The following is a 20433-nucleotide window of genomic DNA, read 5'->3' as shown; positions in this document are numbered from 1 at the left end:
CGGTGCCACACTCGTGTACCCCGAACGGGTCACCCGTACCCCGGCCCAGATGTCCGGGTCGTTTCGGCCGGATGGCCCGCATGCGCGGGCCGCGCGACCGTATCGGGCCCGCGGCCTTGAGTGCCCATAGGGCAACGACATGTCGACCACCGGGCATGGTGCCCCTGAGCTGCACTTTTGGCGACGACGCACGCGGCGCCGGCGTCGTTCCGCCCCCTGGGCGACACGGTCGCGTGGCGCGGGTCCACCGACGAGACCCGTGTCGGCACTTCGGCCGACAGCAGCTCGACGGACGCGATGTACCCCACGGTCGCCCCCGAGTGCCCCGCCCGCGGGGGGTGGTTGTGAGCGCACCGTCGGTGACTGAGAATTCCCTCAACCCGATAGACCAGTTCCCCAACGTCGCGGAAGTCGATCCCCTTCTCACACCTCAGGTGGCCATCGTGTTGACCTTCATCCTGCAACTCCGATCCATGGCGGGCGGATACCCCGAGATCTACCTCTTCGCCGCCTACAGCGCCCTCATCTGGGTGCTGTGGATCGTCAAAGTCCTGCTCTCGCGCCGGTACCGCCCCTTCACCGGCGAGTTCCGGGGCACCACGAGCGTCGTCGTCCCCGTCGTGGACGAACCTCTCGACCTGTTCCGTGACGTCATCGGCCGCATGGTCGAGCAGCGTCCGGGCGAGATCATCGTCGTCATCAACGGCAAGCCCAACCCCGAGCTCGCCGCCGTGTGCGACGAATTCGGCCCGCTCGTCCGGTGGGTGCACACGCCGATCCCCGGCAAGCGGAACGCCGTGATGATCGGCACCGAGCTGAGCCGCGGCGACATCACCGTCCTGGTCGACTCCGACACGGTGTGGACGCCCGGCACGCTGCCCGAACTGCTGCGGCCCTTCGCCCAGGAGAACGTCGGGGGAGTCACCACCCGTCAGCGCATCCTCGAGCCCGAGCGCAGCTGGATCACCCGGTGGGCCGACTGGCTCGAGAACTCCCGTGCCCTCTACTCGATGCCCGCCCAGAGCGTGCTCGGCCAGATCGGCTGCCTGCCCGGGCGCACCATCGCGTTCCGGCGCGAGATCCTCGTCCGGGTCATGGACAAGTTCATGACCGAGAAGTTCATGGGCGTCTTCCTCGAGGTCAGCGACGACCGCACCCTGACGAACCTCACGCTCAAAGAGGGCTACCGCACCGTGTACCAGCACACGAGCCTCGTCTACACGGACGCCCCGTTGCAGGTCAAGAAGCTCTACAAGCAGCAGCTCCGCTGGGCGCGCGGCAGCCAGTACAACACCCTGCGCATGATGCCCTGGATGGTCGGGCACGCGCCGCTGCTCGCGTTCTTCTTCGCGATGGACATCGTGCTGCCGTTCATGCTGATGGGTGTCATCGGTGGCTGGATCTACCGCGGCATCACGGGCCAGGGCGTCAACCTCTACCGGGGCATCCTCGAGGAGTACGGCGTCCAGACCGGCGTCATCGGCATCGTCGTGCTGATGGTGCTCTCGTCGGTGCTCAGCATGGCGATCCGCCAGATGCGCCACCTCGCCGAGAAGCCGTCGGACTTCTTCCGCCTGCCGGTGTTCATCATCGTGTCGACGTTCTTCCTCATGCCCATCCGGGTCATCGGCTTCTTCCGCATGGGTCACGCCAGCGGCTGGGGCACGAGGGCCGGCGCCTACGCAGGAGGCGCGGCGAACGACGAGATGCAGGGTGCGCTCGACGAGGTGGCCGACGAAGCCCCCATCGACGCCCTCGAGCGGCAGTTCCGTGACGGCGTCGACCCCGGCGTCGACACCCTCTTCGACTTCGGCTCCGCGGCCGACGAGACCGACGAGCGTGGTGCCGTCCTCGTGAAGAGCCGCAAGGCCGCGCTGGCCGCCGAGGCCGAGGAGGCCGGCGCGCCCGTCTCGACGCCGGTCGCCGCCGTGGCGACCGCCACCGCGCCTCCTCGACGACGCCTCAACCCCAAAGCCGGATTCCCGTACCTGATCGGCGCCGCCATCATCGCCCTGGAGGTCTTCTTCATTGTCTGACTCGACCCAGGACTTCGTCACACCCCTCCACATGCAGTCCGGCGCCTGGTGGGCGACCTCGCACGGCAACGCGCGCCGCACGGCACTCGGTGCCACGGCCGTGGTCGTGCTGCTCGCCATGATCTCGTGGTTGATCTGGATCTCACCGTCCGACAACGTCGTCCGCAGCGCCGTCACCGAGGTCACGGGCGTCGACCCGTCGATCAACGTCTCGTCGCTGAAGGCGGACCGGTCGGCACTGCTCGACCAACTCGTCTCGGCCAAGAAGCAACTCGCCGAGAGCAAGGCGGCCCTGGCCGACGTGCAGCAGCAGGCGTGGACCTCCGAGGGGCAGCTGACCGCGGCCCAGGCGAAGCTCTCCTCGGCCGAGTCGGCCCTCGCCCAGGCCCAGTCCGCCGCCGACTCGAGCGGTGGCGGGGCAGGCAGCGGCGCAGGCGGAGGCACGGGCGGCGGCACGGGCGGTGGAACGGGCTCGGGCAGCGCGGGCACGGCGTCCGGTGGTCGCGGCGACGGCGCGTCCGCCGGTGCCGGCACCGGGTCGGGAGGCGGTGGCGCGAACGGGTCGACCGGCGGTGGCACGATCGGCCCCGTGCCGGTCCAGACGCCGTCGCTCGCCTCCATCGTCGACCCCGAGTCCCGCTACTTCGGTCTCTTCACCGATCAGGCCCCGTTCAACTGGGCGACCTACGACGCCCAGGAGGCGGCCGTCGGGTCCGAGGCGAACATGGTCGGCTACTTCCAGGGCTTCGACCAGGACTTCCGGGCCGACGCCGTCCGGTCGTCGTGGTCGCGCGGCAAGCTGCCGGTGCTGACCTGGGAGTCGCAGCCGATCAAGGCCGGCAACAACGAGCCTGAGCAGCCCGACTACAGCCTGTCGAAGATCGTCGACGGCAGCTTCGACCAGTACCTCACCACCTACGCCGACGACATCGTGGCGAACGGCATGCCCCTGGCGCTCCGCTTCGACCACGAGATGAACGGCACCTGGTACCCCTGGAGCACCGACTACGGCAACAGCAAGGGTGCGGTGAACGGCAACTCGCCCACTGACTTCGTCGCGGCCTGGCAGCACGTGCACGACCTGTTCGAACGCCAGGGGGCGAACGACCTCGTCGCCTGGGTCTGGGCGCCCACGCGCGTCGACCGCCTGGCGACGGGCAAGACCGGCGGCAGCAACCACACGACGCAGGAGTTCCTGGCCACCCTCTACCCGGGTGCCGACTACGTCGACATCGTGGGCATGTCGGGTTACTACCGCCCGCCCTACGACGACAAGTCGAAGCCCACCTTCGACAGCACGTTCGGGGCCACCCTCGCGCAGCTCCGGGCCGTGGCGCCGGGCAAGAACATCCTGCTCGCCGAGATCGGCGCCAGCGAGACGGGCGGGTCGTCCGATCCCACCTCGACCAGCGAGAAGGCCCAGTGGTTCAACTCGCTGTTCACCGCCCTCGCGGATCCGGCGAACGACGACATCATCGGCTTCTCGTACTTCGACCTGGTCGCGACGACCGTCGTCGACGGGGTCCGCTCCACGAACGACTGGCGCCTCACCTCCCGTTCGGACAGCCTGGCCGCCTTCACCGAGGGCATCACCCGTCGAGACATCGGCTACGACCTGGAGCCGGCGACATGACGGCCCTCGCCACCACCTCACACCCCTCACGCACCTCCCTCACCCTCAGGAGCGCACCATGACGAACGACGCCACCACCCCCGAGCAGGCCACCCCCGAGCGGGCCACCCCCGAGCAGGCCACCGGCAGCAGCTCGGTCAAGCCGCGCATCAGCGTCATCGGCACCGGCTACCTCGGGGCCACGCACGCCGCCGCCATGGCCGAGATGGGCTTCGACGTGATCGGGGTCGACACCGACCCTGCCAAGGTCGCCGCCCTGGCCGACGGCCGCGTGCCCTTCTTCGAGCCCGGCCTGCCCGAGCTCATCGTGAAGCACGTCGCCTCGGGCCGGCTCGCCTTCACGACCGACCTGGCCGAGGCCGTGGCCGTGTCGGACGTGCACTTCGTCTGCGTCGGCACGCCGCAGCGCCGGGGGAGCCACGCCGCGAACCTCTCGTACGTCGAGGAGGCCACGCGCAACGTGGCCGCCGCCCTCAGCCACGACGGCCTGATCGTCGGCAAGTCGACCGTCCCCGTCGGCACGGCCGCCCACCTGCGTGAGATCGTCGCCGGCGTGGTGCCGGCAGGCGTCACGGCCGACCTCGTCTGGAACCCCGAGTTCCTCCGCGAGGGTCACGCCGTCGAGGACACCCTGCGTCCCGACCGCATCGTGTTCGGCGGCACCGACGTCCGCACCGAGGCCGTGATGCGCACGGTCTACGCGATGCCGATCGCCACGGGGACGCCGGTCATCTCGTGCGACCTGCCCACCGCCGAATTGGTCAAGGTCAGCGCCAACGCCTTCCTGGCGACCAAGATCTCGTTCATCAACGCCATCAGCGAGCTCTGCGAGGCCGCCGGCGCCAACGTGTCGACCCTGGCCGACGCGCTCGGCTTCGACGACCGCATCGGCCGCAAGTTCTTGAACGCCGGTCTCGGCTTCGGGGGCGGCTGCCTGCCGAAGGACATCCGCGCACTCATGTTCCGGGCGAACGAGTTGTCGGCACACCGCGTCGTCGGGCTCATGCAGCAGGTGGACGAGATCAACATGGCGCAGCGTCAGCGGGTCATCGACCAGGCGATCGACGCCTGCGGCGGATCGGTGCTCAACCGGCGCATCGCGGTGCTGGGCGCCGCGTTCAAGCCGCACACCGACGACGTGCGTGACTCGCCGGCGCTGAACGTGGCGGCCGCCCTGCACCTCCGGGGTGCCCAGGTGCTGGTGGTCGACCCCGAGGCGACGCAGACGGCCCAGCGCAGCTTCCCGACGTTGTCGTTCGCCGACTCGGCCGCCGAGGCCGTCACGGACGCCGACGCGGTGCTGCTGCTCACGGAGTGGCCCGAGTTCGTCGGGGCCGACGCGGCCGGGCTCGCCGAGCTCGCCGCGAACCCCGTGGTGATCGACGCACGCAACGTGCTCGACGCCGAGGTCTGGTCCGCCGCCGGGTGGGAGGTCCGTCCCCTCGGCGGCCGCCGCATCCCGGCCCAGCGCCGCGTGCTGGCGCCGACCGCCGTACCCGCCTGACCGGATCGTCGGGCACGGGCTGACGGGCCGCCTCCTGCGGGAGGCGGCCCGTCCTGCGTGCGCGAACCGCGCCTCCTCGTCGCCGGCGAGCCCGAGGAGGCGCGGGTCGCCTCGCCGAGGACGCCCACCCACCACAGGCGAGAGGCCCGCACCCCCGAAGGGATGCGGGCCTCTCGGCGATCGTCGCCGACGGGTCAGACGCCGAAGTACAGCTCGAACTCGAACGGGTGGGGACGCTGCGCCATGGGCAGGATCTCTTTCTCGCGCTTGTAGGCGATCCAGGTCTCGATGAGGTCTTCCGTGAAGACGTTGCCCTTGGTGAGGAACTCGTGGTCGGCCTCGAGCGCGTCGAGCGCACCGTCGAGCGACGCGGGCACCTGCGGGATGTTCTTCGCTTCTTCCGGGGGCAGCTCGTACAGGTCCTTGTCGACCGGCTCGTGCGGCTCGATGCGATTCTGGATGCCGTCGAGACCCGCCATCAGCTGTGCCGCGAACGCCAGGTAGGGGTTCGAGGCGGCGTCCGGCACGCGGAACTCGATTCGCTTGGCCTTGGGGTTCGTGCCCGTGATCGGGATGCGGATGGCCGCCGAGCGGTTGCCGGCCGAGTAGACCAGGTTCACGGGGGCCTCGAAGCCCGGGATCAACCGGTGGTACGAGTTGATCGACGGGTTCGTGAAGGCGAGCACGGCCGGGGCGTGCTTGAGCAGGCCGCCGATGTACCACCGCGCGAGGTCGGAGAGCCCGCCGTAGCCGTTCTCGTCGTAGAACAGCGGCTTGCCGTCGTTCCAGAGCGACTGGTGCGTGTGCATGCCCGAGCCGTTGTCGCCGAAGAGCGGCTTGGGCATGAAGGTCGCGACCTTGCCCCACTGCTCTGCGGTGTTCTTGACGATGTACTTGAACTTCAGGATGTCGTCCGCGGCGTGGACCATCGTGTCGAACTTGTAGTTGATCTCTTGCTGGCCGCCGGTGCCCACCTCGTGGTGCGCACGCTCGAGCTCGAGGCCGGAGTCGATCAGCTTGAGGCTGATGTCGTCGCGGAGGTCGGCGGTCTTGTCGACCGGGCTGACCGGGAAGTAGCCACCCTTGTAGGCCGTCTTGTTGGCGAGGTTGCCGCCCTCTTCGACGCGGCCCGTGTTCCAGGCGCCCTCTTCGCTGTCGACGCTGTAGAAGCTCGCGTTCTGCTTCACCTCGTAGCGGACGTCGTCGAAGATGTAGAACTCGGCCTCGGGTGCGAAGAACGCGGTGTCGGCGATGCCGGTCGAGGCCAGGTACTTCTCGGCCTTCTTGGCCACCTGGCGCGGGTCACGGCTGTACAGCTCGCCGTTGCGCGGGTTGAAGATGTCGAAGACGAGGACGAGCGTGCGCTCGGCGCGGAACGGGTCGACGTACCCGGTCGTCACGTCGGGGATGAGCTGCATGTCGGACTCGTGGATGGAGGCGAAGCCCCGGATGGAGGACCCGTCAAAGAGCTGTCCGACGGAGAAGAACTCCTCGTCGACCGTGGAGGCGGGGATGTTGAAGTGCTGCTGGACACCGGGCAGATCGGTGAAGCGGATGTCAAGGAACTTGACGTCGGTGTCCTTGATGAACTTCAGCACCTCGGAAGAATCGGTGAACATCTAGATGTCTCTCCAATGAGCTGGGAACGGATCGGATGCGGGACGCAGCCTCCGTCGAGGCTACGGAGGGGCCGTTTCGCTGCGGTGTCCCTCATGTTTCAGGCATGTTACGGCTCGACCCGTCGGTAGGCTCGGTGCATGCCCGATCGCACCGCGCCTCCCTCCCGCCCCTCGGTCGGCGGTCCCGACGACGGGGCGCAGCGCTGGCCGGGAGAACGTCTCGGCCTGCCCGAGAAGGGCCCGCGGTCGGTGGCACGGCTCGGACGACGCGTCGCCGGGCTCGCCGTCGACTGGGCGATCGCGTACGCCGTCGCCGCCCTCTTCTTCGGTGGCGAGGGGCTCGCGATCACGGGCGTCTTCCTGCTGATGCAGGTGCTGTTCCTCGTGCTGTTCGGCGGGTCGCTCGGGCACCTCGCGGTGGGCCTGCGCCTCGTGCCGATGGCGGGCGGCCGCATCGGCGTCTGGCGACCTGCGCTGCGATCGGCCCTGCTCGTCCTGGTGATCCCGGCCGTCGTCTGGGACCTCGACCAGCGGGGCCTCCACGACCGCGTCGCCGGCACCCTCCTCGTCCGCGTCTGACCCGCGGACCTCGCCACGGACGACGACGGCGCCCCTCCTGATCGGAGGGACGCCGTCGTCACGTCACGTCGGGGCCGGGCTCAGCGCGGACGGCCCGACCGCACCTTGAAGGGGTCGACGCCCTTGGGGATCGGCAGGCCGTTCTGACCGAGCGACTGGAGGCGGTTGCTCACCGCGAGCACCTCGTTGCGGTTGATGGACGACTTCAGCTTGTTCATGCGTCCGGCGAGCTTGTGCAGCGGGACGGCATCGGCGTCCGGGCCGACGTTCAGTACGTGGACGGGCACGTTCGGCAGGATGCGCGTGATCTTCCGGCGTTCTTCGTCGACGAGGCGGCGGGTCTGACCGGCACCGCCCTCGGCGATCAGCACGACGCCCGGCCGACCGACGGCGCGGTAGACGGCGGACTGGCTGCGGCCCTGGACGGCGACCGGCATCTCGGCGGCCCGCCAGGCACGACGCAGGCCACTCTTCATGACGGCACCGACCGCACCCGGCTGGCCCTCGATCTGCGAGTAGGCGGCACGCTCGGCCTTCCGGCCCAGCACGATCAGCAGCAGCAAGAACCCGAGCATCACGCCGACGACGATGTACAGCACGAGGGCGAGGACGTTGCCGTCCGTCAGCAACAGGGCCGCGGCCACGCCGAGCAGCACCGGCACGAAGAACGCCAGCAGCATCATCGGCAGCGCCGTCTTGTCGATGCGGCGGGTCATGGTGAAGACCTGCCACATCTGCTTGAGACGGCCGGGTTCTTTCGGCGGTTTCGGGGACGTGTTCTCGGGGGACGTGCGTCGAGCCATGTGGACCAGGATACGGGGTCGGGCGGGCTCACGGGTCCTCCACAGGGGACCGGAAACGACGGTGATCGACAGGGGCGGAGACGTCGCCTCCACGAGGGGTCGCCGAACCGAGACCATCGGGCCATGACGGACGAGTCGACCGGCCCCTACCGCGTGCTCTCGCGACGTCTCGACGGCGACGTCGAGCGCCTCCGGGCCGAGGCGCCCGACGGGCGTCGCGTCGTGCTCAGGAGGCGCGGGTCGCGACCGACGGTCACGCCTCCTGTCGCCGAGGCGGTCGCCTTCGCCCACGCGGACCACCCGCACGTGGCCCGGCTCGTCGACGTCTTCACGGGCCCGACGGGGGAGCTCGTGCTCGCGTTCGACGACGTCGGGGGCGACCCCCTGGCATCGTGGCTGGCCGCGCGTGGACGCCCCGAGACCGGTGAGGTGGTCACGCTCGTCGTCCCCGTGCTGGGTGCCGTCCAGCACCTGGCGCGCCGCGGTGTCGCCCTCTCCGCGCTGGGCGTCGACGACGTCGAGATTGACGGACGAGGGGCGCCCGTGATCGTCGGACTCTCCGGGGCCTCGGCCGCGGGCCCCGACGCCGAGGCCGCCTCGTTGCCCGTCGCAGCCGAGTTCGCCCGGTCGATGGTCGGACGCGCGACCCGGCCCGGCGGGGGAGGTGCGGCACCGGCCCTCGACCCGATGACCTTCGAGTCGCTGGTCGAGTCGGTCTTCGACCTCGGCGAGGCCGTACCGCTCTCGAGCGTGGACGCACCGCACGGCGACCTGCCGGCGGGCCACCACGACGAGACCGTCCCGCCGGACGAGCCGGCGGCCCCGGCCTGGTGGGCCCTGCTGCCCGAGTCCGAGGTGATCGACAGGGTCGTCGCCTGGCTGCCCGGTCTCCGGGCGCAGGACGTGGTCGCCGGCCTCCGGCGGGTCCGGCCCCGCTACCGGGCGCTCGGAGCCGGGGCCGTGCTGGTGGGTGCGGCGGCGCTCGTGCTGGGAACGACGGCGACAGGAGGCACCGATCGCGGGGCGGGCGCCTCCGGTGATGCCGTCGCCGCCGCGACCTCGGGCGAGGTGGTGGCGACGGCCGTCCCGGCGACGCCCGACGATCGATCGGTCACCGACGAGCCGGTGGTCACGGATTCGCCGACCGAGGGTGCGTCGACGGCCGCGCCAACCGTTCCCGGCCGGCCGCGCACGACGGGCGAGCCGAACGAGATGGCCGTGCTCGGCGACGACGCCGGTGCGGCTGCCGCGGTGCTGCTCCGCGCAAGGCTCGACTGCCTCCGGGAGGCCACACCGTCCTGCCTCGCGGCCGTCGACCAGGCGGGGTCGCCGATCGCGCTGCGCGACGCGACGGTGCTCGACGACCCGTCGCTGGCAGCCGACCGGACGATCTCCGTCGAGCTGACGGGGGAGTCCTCGGCGACGGGTGGCGCGGTCCTCCTGGCGGCCCGCGGCCCCGACGGCGAACCGGCCTCGGTCCTCGTGATGAGGACCGAGGCCGGTTGGCGGCTTCGCGACGTGTTCGTCGACGGGTGAGGCGTCCGACGCCTCAGACGACGATCGTCAGATGCCGAGCTTCGACGTGAAGTCGCCGCCTTCGAGGCGGTCCTTTACCGCGACCAAGAAGCGTGCGGCGTCCGCACCGTCCACGATGCGGTGGTCGTACGACAGGGCCAAGTACACCATCGAGCGGATCGCGATGGACTCCGAACCGTCCGCCTTGATGACCACGGGACGCTTCACGACGATGCCCGTGCCGAGGATGGCCACCTGCGGCAAGAAGACCACGGGGGTGTCGAACAGCGCGCCGCGCGAACCGGTGTTGGTGACGGTGAACGTGCCACCGGCCAGCTCGTCGGGCTTGAGCTTGTTGTCGCGCGTGCGCTGGGCGAGGTCGGCGATCTGGCCGGCGATGCCCGCCAGGTCGAGGTCGGACGCGTTCTTGAGGACGGGCGTCAGGAGGCCCCGCTCGGTGTCGACCGCCATGGCCACGTGCTCGTGGTCGGGGTAGACGATCGAGTCACCGTCGACCGTGGCGTTCAGCTTCGGGTGAGCCTTGAGGGCTTCTGCCGCGGCCAGGGTGAAGAACGGGAGGAACGACAGCTTGTTGCCGGTCTTCTCGAGGAACGCACCCTTGTGGGCGTCGCGGAACGCGGCCACCTTCGTGACGTCGACCTCGACCACGCTGGTGAGCTGGGCCATGGCCTGCATCGACTGGACGGCGCGCTCGGCGACGACCTTGCGCAGACGCGACATGGGCACGGTCGTGCCCCGCAGCGGCGAGACCTCGATCGGCGCCGGGCCGGTCGACTCGGGCGTCGAGGCGGCCGACGACGTCGCGGCCTCGGCGGCGGCGAGGACGTCCTCCTTGCGGATGCGTCCACCCACTCCGCTGCCGGTGAGGGTCGAGATGTCGACGCCCTTCTCGTTCGCGAGCTTGCGGACGAGGGGGGTCACGTACCCGACGGGTGCACCACTGCTCGGTGCCGGGGCAGCCGGAGCCGGGGTGGCCGACTCCGACGAGCCGGTCGCCGGCGAGGGGGTCGGGGCCGACGGGGCGGACTGCTCGCTGCTCGGCTGCGTCGCCTCGGGCTGGGCGGCGGCGGGCTGCTGCCCGGCGTCGTCCTGCTTCACGGCGGGCGCCGGGTCCACCGCGGCGGCGGGCTCCGGCGCACTCGCGGCGGATTCCTCGCCGGGGGCGGGAGCCGCGGACGAGGGGACGACGGGCTCTTCGGCCTCGGCCTCGGCCGGTGCTTCGGGGGCCTGCTCGGGTTCGGCGGCGGCCTCGGGTTCGGCGGCGGCCTCGGGTTCGTCGGCCGGTGCCTCGGAGGCGCTGCCGTCACCGATGCGGACCAGTGCGGTGCCGACCTCGACGGTCTCGTCCTCGCCGACGAGGATCTCTTCGATCACACCGGCGACGGGGGAAGGGATCTCGGTGTCGACCTTGTCGGTCGAGACCTCGAGCAGCGGCTCGTCGACCTCGACGCGGTCACCGACGTTCTTCAACCAGCGGGTGACCGTACCCTCGGTGACACTCTCACCGAGTGCCGGGAGGTTGACGGATTCGCTCATCTGTGGGGCTCCTTTGACGACATTGTGTGTCTGTGGTTGCTGTGATGGTGGTGCGGGCCCCTGCCGGGCAGGAGCGGGTGGTGCTCGCGGGTCACATCGCGTGGAGGGGCTTGCCGGCCAGGGCCAGCATCGCTTCTCCGAGTGCCTCGTTCTGGGTCGGGTGCGCGTGGATCAGGGGCGCGACGTCCTCGGGGTAGGCCTCCCAGTTGACGGCGAGCTGTGCCTCGCCGATCAGCTCGCCCACGCGGGCTCCGATCATGTGGACGCCGACGACGGGCCCGTCGACGACGCGGACGACCTTGACCGAACCGCTCGTGCCGATGATGTGGCTCTTGCCGTTGCCGGCGAGGTTGTAGTCGTAGCTCGTGACCTTGTCGGCACCGTACTGGTCGGCGGCCTTGACCTCGGTGAGCCCGACCGACGCGACCTCGGGGTCCGAGTAGGTGACCTTCGGGATGTTGACGTCCGAGATGACCTGCGGCTTGAGGCCCGCGATCTCTTCGGCCACGAAGATGCCGTGCTGGAAGCTACGGTGCGCGAGCTGCAGACCGGGGACGATGTCGCCGAGCGCGTAGACGCCGGGAACGTTCGTCGCGAGGCGTTCGTTGGTCAGGACGAAGCCACGGTCCATCGTGATGCCGACCTCTTCGTAGCCGAGACCGGCCGTCGAGGGCCCGCGGCCGACGGCGACCAACAGGAGGTCGGCGTCGAAGGTCTTGCCGTCCTCGAGGGTCACGACGACGCCGTCGTCGTTCTGCTCGACGCCCTGGAAGCGCACGCCGAGCGAGAACGCGATGCCGCGCTTGCGAAACGCCCGCTCGAACTGCTTCGAGATCGACTCTTCTTCGTTGGGGACGAGGTGGGGCAGCGCCTCGACGATCGTCACGTCGACGCCGAAGCTCTTCCAGACGCTGGCGAACTCGACGCCGATGACGCCGCCACCGAGGATGACGACCTTGTTCGGCACGTGGTCGAGGGCGAGCGCGTGCTCGCTGGTGATGACCTTGCCGCCGATCTCGAGGCCCGGCAGGCTGCGCGAGTACGAGCCCGTGGCGAGCACGACGTTCTTGGCCTTGAGCGTGGTCTCGCCGACCTGCACGGTCGACGGGGACGTCAGCTTGCCTTCGCCCTCGACCGTGGTGATTCCACGGGCCTTGACGAGGCCCTGCAGTCCCTTGTACTTGCTGGCGACGATGCCCTCGCGGTACGAGGTCACGGCCGCGATGTCGATGCCGTGGAAGTCGGTGTTCACGCCGTACTTGGCGGACTCGCGCGACACGTCGGCCACCTCGGCCGAGTGCAGCAGGGCCTTGGTGGGGATGCAGCCGCGGTGCAGGCAGGTGCCCCCGACCTTGTCCTTCTCGACGAGTGCGACGCTCAGGCCCAACTCGCTCGCTCGCAGCGCTGCGGCGTATCCGCCACTTCCGCCGCCGAGCACCACCAGGTCAAAATTCTGTTCCGACACCCAGCAACTCCCTCGTGCGTTCGGCGGTGCCCCGACGCCGAGGCGGGGCCGTCGCGGTGGCGACGACGCCCGACCCCGAACCGACCGCACCGTTCGGCGGCGTCGTCGTGACGCACGTCGGCGGATGCTCTCGGAGGACCGATCTCAGCGGGTTTCTCCCGCCCCCACGACCCTACTACGCAGCGGAAAACTTGTCGGCCAGCTCGATCAGGGTGCGGACGGACACACCCGTCGAGCCCTTGGCCGTGTAGCCGTACCCGCCGCCCTTGTTGTTCGACGGCCCCGCGATGTCGAGGTGGGCCCAGGGGATGGGCGTCGTCGAGCCCTCGCGGGCCCCGACGAACTCGTTCAAGAAGACCCCCGCCAGCAGCATGCCGGCCGCGGTGTTGCCCGGGGTCGCGTTCACCAGGTCGGCCACGTCGGAGTTCAGGCGGGCCCGCAACTCGGCGGCCAGCGGCATGCGCCAGAAGGTCTCGCCGGCCGCGTCGGCGACCGAGACGATCTCGGTGGCCAGGTCGTCGTTGCCCATGACGCCCACGTACCGGGTGCCGAGCGCGACGACCTGCGCGCCCGTCAACGTCGCGACGTCGACGATCGCGTCCGGCTGTTCTTCGCTGGCCGCCACGAGCCCGTCGGCCATGACCAGACGCCCCTCGGCGTCGGTGTTGGTGACCTCGACGGTCGTGCCGCCCTTGATGGTGAGGACGTCGTCGGGCCGGATGGCCGTGCCGCTCGGCATGTTCTCGGCGATGCAGAGCCATGCGGTGAGCCGGACGGGCAACCCCAGCTTGGCGACGGCCACCGTCACGGCGAGCACCGTGGCGGCGCCGGTCATGTCGTCCTTCATGCCGAGCATGCTCGCGGCGGGCTTGAGCGACAGGCCGCCTGTGTCGTAGGTGATGCCCTTGCCCACGAGGGCGAGGTGCTTGGTCGCGCCGGCGGGGGAGTACTCCACCTTGACGAGACGGGGCCCCCGGCTCGAGCCCTGGCCGACGCCGAGGATGCCGCCGTAGCCGCCCTCGCGGAGGGCCTCCTCGTCGAGGACGGTCACCGAGAGGGCGTCGTCCGAGGCGTGCTCGACCGCGAAGTCGGCGAGGGCCTGCGGGTACATCTGCTGCGGGGGCGTCGTGGCGAGGTCGCGCACGGTGTGCACCGCCTCGGCCACCACGGTGGCTCGTTCGACGACGACGGCCGGCACGTCGACCGACGTCGCGAGGGCGACCTCGCGGGCGTGCCGACGACTGTCCGAGGCCGACGCGTGACGGAAGGCGTCGAACTCGTACGAGGCGATCGCCGCTCCCTCGAGCGCGGCGAGCGCGTCGAGGTCGTCGGCGACCGGCAGGGCCAGCACGACGCGGTCGACGGCGGTGAGCTGACGCACGGCGGAGCCGGCGGCGTAGCGGAGGCCCTCGGCGGTGACGGAGTCCCCGAGGCCGACGAGCGCGACGATCGAGGCGGTCACGCCGTGGCCGGGCACCTTGACGAGCTCGTCGCGGGCGCCGGTCACGCCGAGCGCCGCGAACGAGTCGGACAGCCCCTCGACCCGGACGGTCGCCTCGGGGCCGTCGGCCCCCTTGACGACCCCGACGACGAGGACGTCGGCCTCGGCGGTGGTCGGATCGGACGGGAGGACGGAGAGCGTGGCGACGGTCATCCGTCAATCGTATCCACCGCGCTGTTCGCTCTCGGCACGTGGTCGTCGGCACCGGTGGACGACGGCCGATGCCTAGCATGGACACCATGCACGACCCCGCAGCCCTCTACGATCTCAGCCCCGACGCCGACGACGTGCCCGAAGGGCTGCCGCTCGTCGCGGGCCTGACCGGGTTCGCCGACGCGGGCTCGGCGGTGAGCCAGCTCGCGGACTACGTCCTCGACGCCCTCGACCACACCCTCGTGGCGACGTTCGACGCCGACGAGCTGCTCGACTACCGGGCCCGTCGTCCGACCTTCACGTTCGACCAGGACCACATCTCCGAGATCGAGCCCTCGACGCTGTCGCTCCACCTCGTCCGAGACGACCTCGGTCAACAGTTCCTGCTGCTCGCGGGCTTCGAACCCGACTTCCAGTGGCAGCGCTTCACCGCGGCCGTCGTCCAACTCGTCGAGCGATACCGCGTCTCGACCACCACCTGGGTGCACTCGATCCCCATGCCGGTGCCGCACACCCGGCCGATCGGGGTGACGGTCAGCGGCAACCGCTCCGATCTGGTCGAGGCCATGTCGGTCTGGAAGCCCGTCACGCAGGCACCCGCCAACGCGCTCCACCTCGTCGAGCACCGACTCGGAGAGACCGGCCACCCGACGGCCGGCTTCGTCCTCCTCGTGCCCCACTACCTCGCCGACACCGAGTTCCCCGACGCCGCGGTCGCAGCGCTGTCGAGCATCAGTGCCGCGACCGGTCTCATCTTCCCCACCGACCGCCTCCGCGAAGAAGGTCGCGAGTTCATGGTCAAGGTCGACGAGCAGGTCGCGGGCAACCACGAGCTCTCGCGCCTCGTCGCCACCCTCGAAGAACGACACGACACCTACATGCAGGGCAACCCCCTGCCCTCGCCGCTGACCGACCAGGACGGCCAGGTGCCCACGGCCGACGCCCTGGCGGCCGAGCTCGAGAAGTTCCTCGCCACCCGGCGGGTGGACGGCGAAGGCGACGACCGCGACTGACCCGCACCGCGCCTCCCGGGTGCGTCCCGTCGTCCGGGCGCAGGAGGCGCGGGCCGGCGGCCAGCCCCCCGTCGGCTAGGGTCGCGGGGTGAACTCCGCCCGCGCCTGGCTCGTCTGGGGCGCCGCCGTCTTCGCCTACGTCGTCGCCGTCCTGCAGCGCTCGTCGCTCGGCGTCTCGGGCGTCGAGGCCCAGCAGCTCTTCGGCGTCTCGGCCTCGACCCTGTCGACCCTCGCGGTCGTCCAGCTCGTCGTCTACGCCGGACTGCAGATCCCCGTGGGCGTGCTGCTCGACCGGGTGGGGCCCAAGAGGCTCATCTTCGCCGGCGCCGTGCTCCTCGCCGCGGGTCAGCTCGTCGTCGCGCTCTCGCCGCCGACGATCGGCGTGGCGGTCGCGGGCCGCGTGCTCGTCGGGGCCGGCGACGCCATGACGTTCATCTCGGTCATCCGACTCCTGCCCGCGTGGTTCCGCGGCCCGATCCTGCCGCAGATCTCGCAGTGGACCGGCAACGTCGGGCAGCTCGGACAGGTGCTGTCGGCGGTGCCGCTGTCGATCGTGCTGCACGGAGCGGGGTGGACGCCGGCCTTCCTGAGCGCTGCATCCCTCTCGGTCGTGGCCGCCGTGGTCGTGCTGGCGGTCGTCAAGGAGTCTCCGGTCGGCCGCATCCGGTCCGAGGCGGTCGTCACCTGGGCCGACGCGGGGCGACAGCTCGGTCAGAGCGTGAAACGCCCGGGCACGCGGCTGGGCTTCTGGTCGCACTTCGTCACGCAGTCGTCGGGCACCGTCTTCAGCCTCCTGTGGGGTGTGCCACTGCTCGTGGGCGGTCTCGGGTTCTCGACCGGCGAGGCCTCGGGCATGCTCTCGCTGCTGGTGTTGTCGGGCGTCGTCGCGGGGCCGGTGCTGGGCGTCCTCGTGGCGAGGTACCCCATGCGGCGGTCGAACCTCGTGCTCGGCATCGTCACGATGCTCGGCGTGGTGTGGACGACGCTGCTGGTCTGGCCCGGGACGCCGCCGCACTGGCTCGCCTACGTCCTGGTCGTCGCGCTGGGGGTGGGAGGTCCGGGGTCGCTGATCGGCTTCGACTTCGCGCGGACCTTCAACCCCCTCCGCAGTCTCGGCGTCGCCAACGGGGTGGTGAACGTCGGAGGGTTCCTGGCCAGCTTCGTCATGATGTTCCTCATCGGGGTCGTCCTCGACCAGCTCGACTCGGCTCGCGTCGCCTCCGGCCGGCCGAGTGACCTGTTCTCGTTCGATTCGTTCCGCATCGCCCTCCTGGTGCAGTACGTCGTGGTCGGCGGGGGAGTCGTGGCGCTCCTGGTCGAACGGCGGCGGACGCGGCGGGGCCTCCGCCTCGAGGAGGGAATAGAGGTCGCCCCGCTCTGGGTTGCCCTCAACAGGCGGTGGCAGGCCACGTGGTGGCGACGCAGGGGCGGACCGACTGCCTGACCTGCCTCGTGTCGTCCGGCCTGCGCAGGACGTGCAATAATGAGACACGGACCCGTTCATGTCCATCGATCGAGATCGCGAGTCGGCACAGCCGACGCGCTTGCGGCCGAGGACTTGACATGGGTCCTCGTACTGCCCGAATTCGGCCGACGCCCAGTGCCGGTCGACGTCCCCACCGGCGCACGAGAACGCGACGACCGCGTCCGGCCAGGACGTACCGAGAACTGAAAGGTGTTCGCATGGCTACACGCACCAAAGCGACCACGGCCCCCGACGAGGCCGTGAGCGACGACACGGCCGTCGAGGCCGAGACCACGGCTCCCGCCGCCAAGAAGGCGCCGGCGAAGAGGGCCCCCGCCAAGAAGGCGGCAGCGAAGGCTCCGACGAAGGCTGCGGCGGCGAAGAAGGCCGCCGCGTCCGAGGCGAGCGACGACGAGGTCGACGCCGACGCCGTCGTCGACCCCGCGGCGTCCGACGACGCCGATGCCGACAGCCCGACCCCGGCCCCCGAGATCCTGCCGACTGGCGCCCTCGTCATCTCGCAGGACGACGACGACGAGATGCCCGTCTACTCGACGACCATCACCGGCGCGACCGCCGACCCCGTCAAGGACTACCTCAAGCAGATCGGCAAGGTCGCCCTGCTGAACGCGGCCGAAGAGGTCGAGCTCGCCATGCGCATCGAGGCAGGGCTCTTCGCCGACGACAAGCTGGCCAACAGCACCGGCCTGAGCCGCGAGCTCGAGCGCGAGCTGCGCTGGGTGTCCCGCGACGGCCAACGCGCCAAGAGCCACCTCCTCGGCGCCAACCTCCGACTCGTGGTCAGCCTGGCCAAGCGCTACACCGGCCGCGGCATGCAGTTCCTCGACCTGATCCAAGAGGGCAACCTCGGGCTCATCCGCGCCGTCGAGAAGTTCGACTACACCAAGGGCTTCAAGTTCTCGACCTACGCCACCTGGTGGATCCGTCAGGCGATCACCCGCGCCATGGCCGACCAGGCGCGCACGATCCGCATCCCGGTCCACATGGTCGAGGTCATCAACAAGCTCGCCCGCGTCCAGCGCCAGATGCTGCAAGACCTCGGTCGCGAGCCCACGCCCGAAGAACTGTCCCGCGAACTCGACATGACGCCCGAGAAGGTCGTCGAGGTCCAGAAGTACGGTCGAGAGCCCATCTCGCTGCACACGCCCCTCGGTGAAGACGGCGACAGCGAGTTCGGCGACCTCATCGAAGACACCGAGGCCGTCGTGCCCGCCGACGCCGTCGGCTTTACCATGCTGCAGAAGCAGCTGGAGTCGCTGCTCGACAGCCTGTCCGAGCGTGAGGCCGGCGTCATCCGCATGCGCTTCGGGCTGGGCGACGGCATGCCCAAGACCCTCGACCAGATCGGTGACACGTTCGGCGTGACGCGTGAGCGCATCCGCCAGATCGAGTCGAAGACGATGGCGAAGCTGCGCCACCCGTCGCGATCGCAGTCGCTCCGCGACTACCTCGAGTAGGCCCGTGCGTTATCTCGTCCCCGTCCTGGCCGGTCGTCTCGTCCGGGCCGTCGCCCGCCTGCGAGGCGGCGGTTCGGCGTACCCGGGGCGCACCGTACTGACGCTCGCTCCCGACTTCCTGACTCACGTCTCGTCGCAGTTCGAGCGCGGCGTGGTCTTCGTGCTCGGCTCCAACGGCAAGTCGACCACGACGATGATGCTGACCGAGACGCTTCGGGCCCACGGCCTGAAGGTGTTCACGAACCCGACGGGTGCCAACCTGCCCCAGGGCATCGCGTCCGCCTTCCTCCGCGAGGTCACGCCGTTCGGTCGCGTCCGCGACGACATCGGGGTCATCGAGGTCGACGAGGCGTTCGCCGTCGAACTCACGAAGTCGCTCCATCCGTCGACCGTGTTGATGCTGAACGTCCAGGTGGACCAGCTCTACCGGTTCTTCGAGACCGAGCGCGTCGGCACGATGATGACCGACACGGCGGCCGAGGCCACCACCGCGGTCGTCACGAACCGCGACGACCAGCACCTCGGTCCGTACCAGGGCGTGGGCCGCCAGGCCGTGACGCGCTTCGGTGCCTCACCCGAGGTCGTCTCGGCCTCGCCCAACGGCCTGCAGAACGCGCACGACTTCAGCCGTCGGGCCGACGACTCCCTGGTGGCAGACACCGAGGTCACCGCCCTCACCGGCAACGGCGCCACCATCACCGTGTCGGGCACCCCGATCGACGTCCGCCTGCCGGCCCGCGGCCTGCATTACGCCGTCGACGCCGCCGCGGCGCTGCAGACCGCGTCGGTGGTCCTGGGCCACCCCGTCGACCCCGATGCCGTCCGTCGGGCCTTCGACGGGATGAAACCCGCCTACGGGCGCGGCGAACGCATGTCCCTCGGCGACGACGAGGCCGAGTTCATCATGTTCAAGAACGCGGCGAGCCTGCAGCTCAACCTGGACGCGCTCCCTCAAGACGTCGAGCAGGTCATGTTGGCGATCGACGAGGGCACGCCCGACATCTCGTGGATCTACGACATCGATTTCTCCCACCTGGACCACGTCGACGTCCTGGCCGGGGCCAAGGCGTGGCAGCTCGCCCTGCGGCTCGAGCACGAGGGCATCCCGGTGCACGTGATCGAAGAGGACATCTCGAAGGCCATCCGGCTCATGCGTGCGCTGCCGTCGTCCGGCGACCACACGAAGCACTTCGTCACGAACTACGAGCAGATGATGCTGGCGCGCCGCATCCTCGGCCACCCCGACCTGGAGAAGACCGCGTGAGCGACGACGTCCTCCGAATCGTCCACCTCTACCCCGAAGAACTCGGCGTCAGCGGTGATCGGGGCAACGTGACCACGCTCGCCGTCCGAGCCCGTCGTGCCGGCATCGAGAGTTCCGTGCTCGAGTACCGGGTCGGCGACGACGTGCCGACCGTCGCCGACGTCGTCGTGGTCGGTCACGGGCCGCTGTCCGGCGTCCGCTCGGTCTCCGCCGACGCACGTCGCCTGGGTCCGGCCCTCGACGCGTTCGCCGCCTCGGGCGTCCCGGTGGTGGCGGTGGGCGGCGGACTCGAGCTGCTGAGCCGCGGGGTCGAGACCGTCGAGGGCGAGACCGTCGAGGGTGTCGGATTCTTCGACGCCCTCGTCCGTCGGGGTGCACCCCGCAGGACGAACTACCTGACGGTGACCACGGACTACCAGGGCGACGAGATCACGCTCTTCGGCTTCGAGGACCACGCTGCGCATCTCGAACTCGGCTCCGGTGCCCAGGCCTTCGGCTCCGTGGTCCACGGCGGAGGCAACGGCGACGGCCGCGAGGGCGTGCTGCGGGGAGCATCCTTCGGCACGCAGCTCAAGGGGCCCGTGCTGCCGCTCAACCCGACGTTGACCGACCGGGTGCTGCGCGTCGCGCTGAGCCGCCGCATGATCTCGTACGCGTCGGGCACCGCACACGCCAAGCTCGACGAGTACGCGGCCGCATCACAGCGGGTGATCGCCGACAACCTCGAACGGTCCTTCAAGGCCATGTGACCTCGCCGTCGGCGCACACACGACGAAGGCCCCGCACCGATTGGATGCGGGGCCTTCGTCGTGCGTGCGATCCGGGCTGTGGTCCGGTGTCGACGCGGG

The 20433-nt window shown here is 70.3% G+C and carries 15 protein-coding genes; 10 read left to right on the top strand and 5 right to left on the bottom strand.

Annotated elements, in window-relative coordinates; genetic code table 11:
- Positions 1 to 443 precede the first annotated feature (443 nt).
- Genes ITJ55_RS02345 through ITJ55_RS02335 form a run of 3 tightly spaced genes read left to right on the top strand, consistent with a single transcriptional unit; the run spans position 444 to position 5173 of the window.
- A complete protein-coding gene (locus ITJ55_RS02345; protein WP_194593917.1) occupies positions 444 to 2036 on the top strand; it encodes a glycosyltransferase family 2 protein in 1593 nt (530 codons plus the stop codon).
- Complete coding sequence (locus ITJ55_RS02340) at positions 2029 to 3669, top strand: glycoside hydrolase family 26 protein (RefSeq protein WP_194593916.1); 1641 nt, start codon at positions 2029 to 2031, stop codon at positions 3667 to 3669. Before ITJ55_RS02345 ends, ITJ55_RS02340 begins: the two co-directional genes overlap by 8 nt.
- A gap of 58 nt (positions 3670 to 3727) precedes the next feature.
- On the top strand, positions 3728 to 5173 hold the full coding sequence (locus ITJ55_RS02335) for a UDP-glucose/GDP-mannose dehydrogenase family protein (protein WP_194593915.1): 1446 nt from the start codon (positions 3728 to 3730) through the stop codon (positions 5171 to 5173).
- A gap of 194 nt (positions 5174 to 5367) precedes the next feature.
- Here ITJ55_RS02335 and glnA read toward each other — a convergent pair whose 3' ends face one another.
- Positions 5368 to 6792: a type I glutamate--ammonia ligase gene (glnA, locus tag ITJ55_RS02330; protein ID WP_056256541.1), complete on the bottom strand. Its 1425-nt coding sequence runs from the start codon at positions 6790 to 6792 to the stop codon at positions 5368 to 5370.
- Positions 6793 to 6930: 138 nt separating this feature from the next.
- Here glnA and ITJ55_RS02325 point away from each other — a divergent pair, with 138 nt between their 5' ends.
- On the top strand, positions 6931 to 7371 hold the full coding sequence (locus ITJ55_RS02325) for an RDD family protein (protein ID WP_194593914.1): 441 nt from the start codon (positions 6931 to 6933) through the stop codon (positions 7369 to 7371).
- 80 nt (positions 7372 to 7451) lie between these two features.
- Here the strand turns inward: ITJ55_RS02325 and ITJ55_RS02320 are convergent, their stop codons facing one another.
- On the bottom strand, positions 7452 to 8174 hold the full coding sequence (locus tag ITJ55_RS02320) for a DUF4191 domain-containing protein (protein WP_194593913.1): 723 nt from the start codon (positions 8172 to 8174) through the stop codon (positions 7452 to 7454).
- Between the two features lie 123 nt (positions 8175 to 8297).
- Between ITJ55_RS02320 and ITJ55_RS02315 the strand changes: the two genes are divergently transcribed.
- Positions 8298 to 9710, top strand: a complete 1413-nt coding sequence (locus ITJ55_RS02315) for a hypothetical protein (RefSeq protein ID WP_194593912.1) — start codon at positions 8298 to 8300, stop codon at positions 9708 to 9710.
- 27 nt (positions 9711 to 9737) lie between these two features.
- On the opposite strand, the gene sucB is transcribed toward ITJ55_RS02315, so the two are convergent.
- The 3 genes from sucB to ITJ55_RS02300 form a co-directional block, all read right to left on the bottom strand.
- A complete protein-coding gene (gene sucB, locus ITJ55_RS02310) occupies positions 9738 to 11246 on the bottom strand; it encodes a 2-oxoglutarate dehydrogenase, E2 component, dihydrolipoamide succinyltransferase (RefSeq protein ID WP_194593911.1) in 1509 nt (502 codons plus the stop codon).
- Between the two features lie 91 nt (positions 11247 to 11337).
- Positions 11338 to 12711: a dihydrolipoyl dehydrogenase gene (gene lpdA / locus ITJ55_RS02305; RefSeq protein ID WP_194593910.1), complete on the bottom strand. Its 1374-nt coding sequence runs from the start codon at positions 12709 to 12711 to the stop codon at positions 11338 to 11340.
- A 175-nt stretch (positions 12712 to 12886) separates the two neighbouring features.
- Positions 12887 to 14365, bottom strand: a complete 1479-nt coding sequence (locus tag ITJ55_RS02300; protein ID WP_194593909.1) for a leucyl aminopeptidase — start codon at positions 14363 to 14365, stop codon at positions 12887 to 12889.
- A gap of 86 nt (positions 14366 to 14451) precedes the next feature.
- On the opposite strand from ITJ55_RS02300, the gene ITJ55_RS02295 reads away from it, so the two are divergent.
- From ITJ55_RS02295 to ITJ55_RS02275, 5 genes are all read left to right on the top strand, one after another.
- Entirely contained in the window at positions 14452 to 15378 is a 927-nt protein-coding gene (locus ITJ55_RS02295; protein WP_194593908.1) for a proteasome assembly chaperone family protein, read from the top strand.
- Positions 15379 to 15466: 88 nt separating this feature from the next.
- A complete protein-coding gene (locus tag ITJ55_RS02290) occupies positions 15467 to 16822 on the top strand; it encodes an MFS transporter (RefSeq protein WP_194593907.1) in 1356 nt (451 codons plus the stop codon).
- A gap of 239 nt (positions 16823 to 17061) precedes the next feature.
- Positions 17062 to 18321 carry an RNA polymerase sigma factor gene (locus tag ITJ55_RS02285; protein WP_194593906.1) on the top strand — a complete coding sequence of 420 codons (1260 nt, stop codon included), beginning with the start codon at positions 17062 to 17064 and terminating at the stop codon, positions 18319 to 18321.
- A 4-nt stretch (positions 18322 to 18325) separates the two neighbouring features.
- On the top strand, positions 18326 to 19585 hold the full coding sequence (locus tag ITJ55_RS02280) for a MurT ligase domain-containing protein (RefSeq protein WP_194593905.1): 1260 nt from the start codon (positions 18326 to 18328) through the stop codon (positions 19583 to 19585).
- Entirely contained in the window at positions 19582 to 20334 is a 753-nt protein-coding gene (locus ITJ55_RS02275) for a cobyric acid synthase (protein ID WP_194593904.1), read from the top strand. Before ITJ55_RS02280 ends, ITJ55_RS02275 begins: the two co-directional genes overlap by 4 nt.
- Positions 20335 to 20433 lie beyond the last annotated feature (99 nt).

Source organism: Frigoribacterium sp. VKM Ac-1396 (assembly GCF_015350895.1).
Lineage (GTDB): Bacteria > Actinomycetota > Actinomycetes > Actinomycetales > Microbacteriaceae > Frigoribacterium.
Note: the sequence above shows the minus strand (reverse complement) of the source record. Positions and strands in the feature narration are given on the sequence as shown.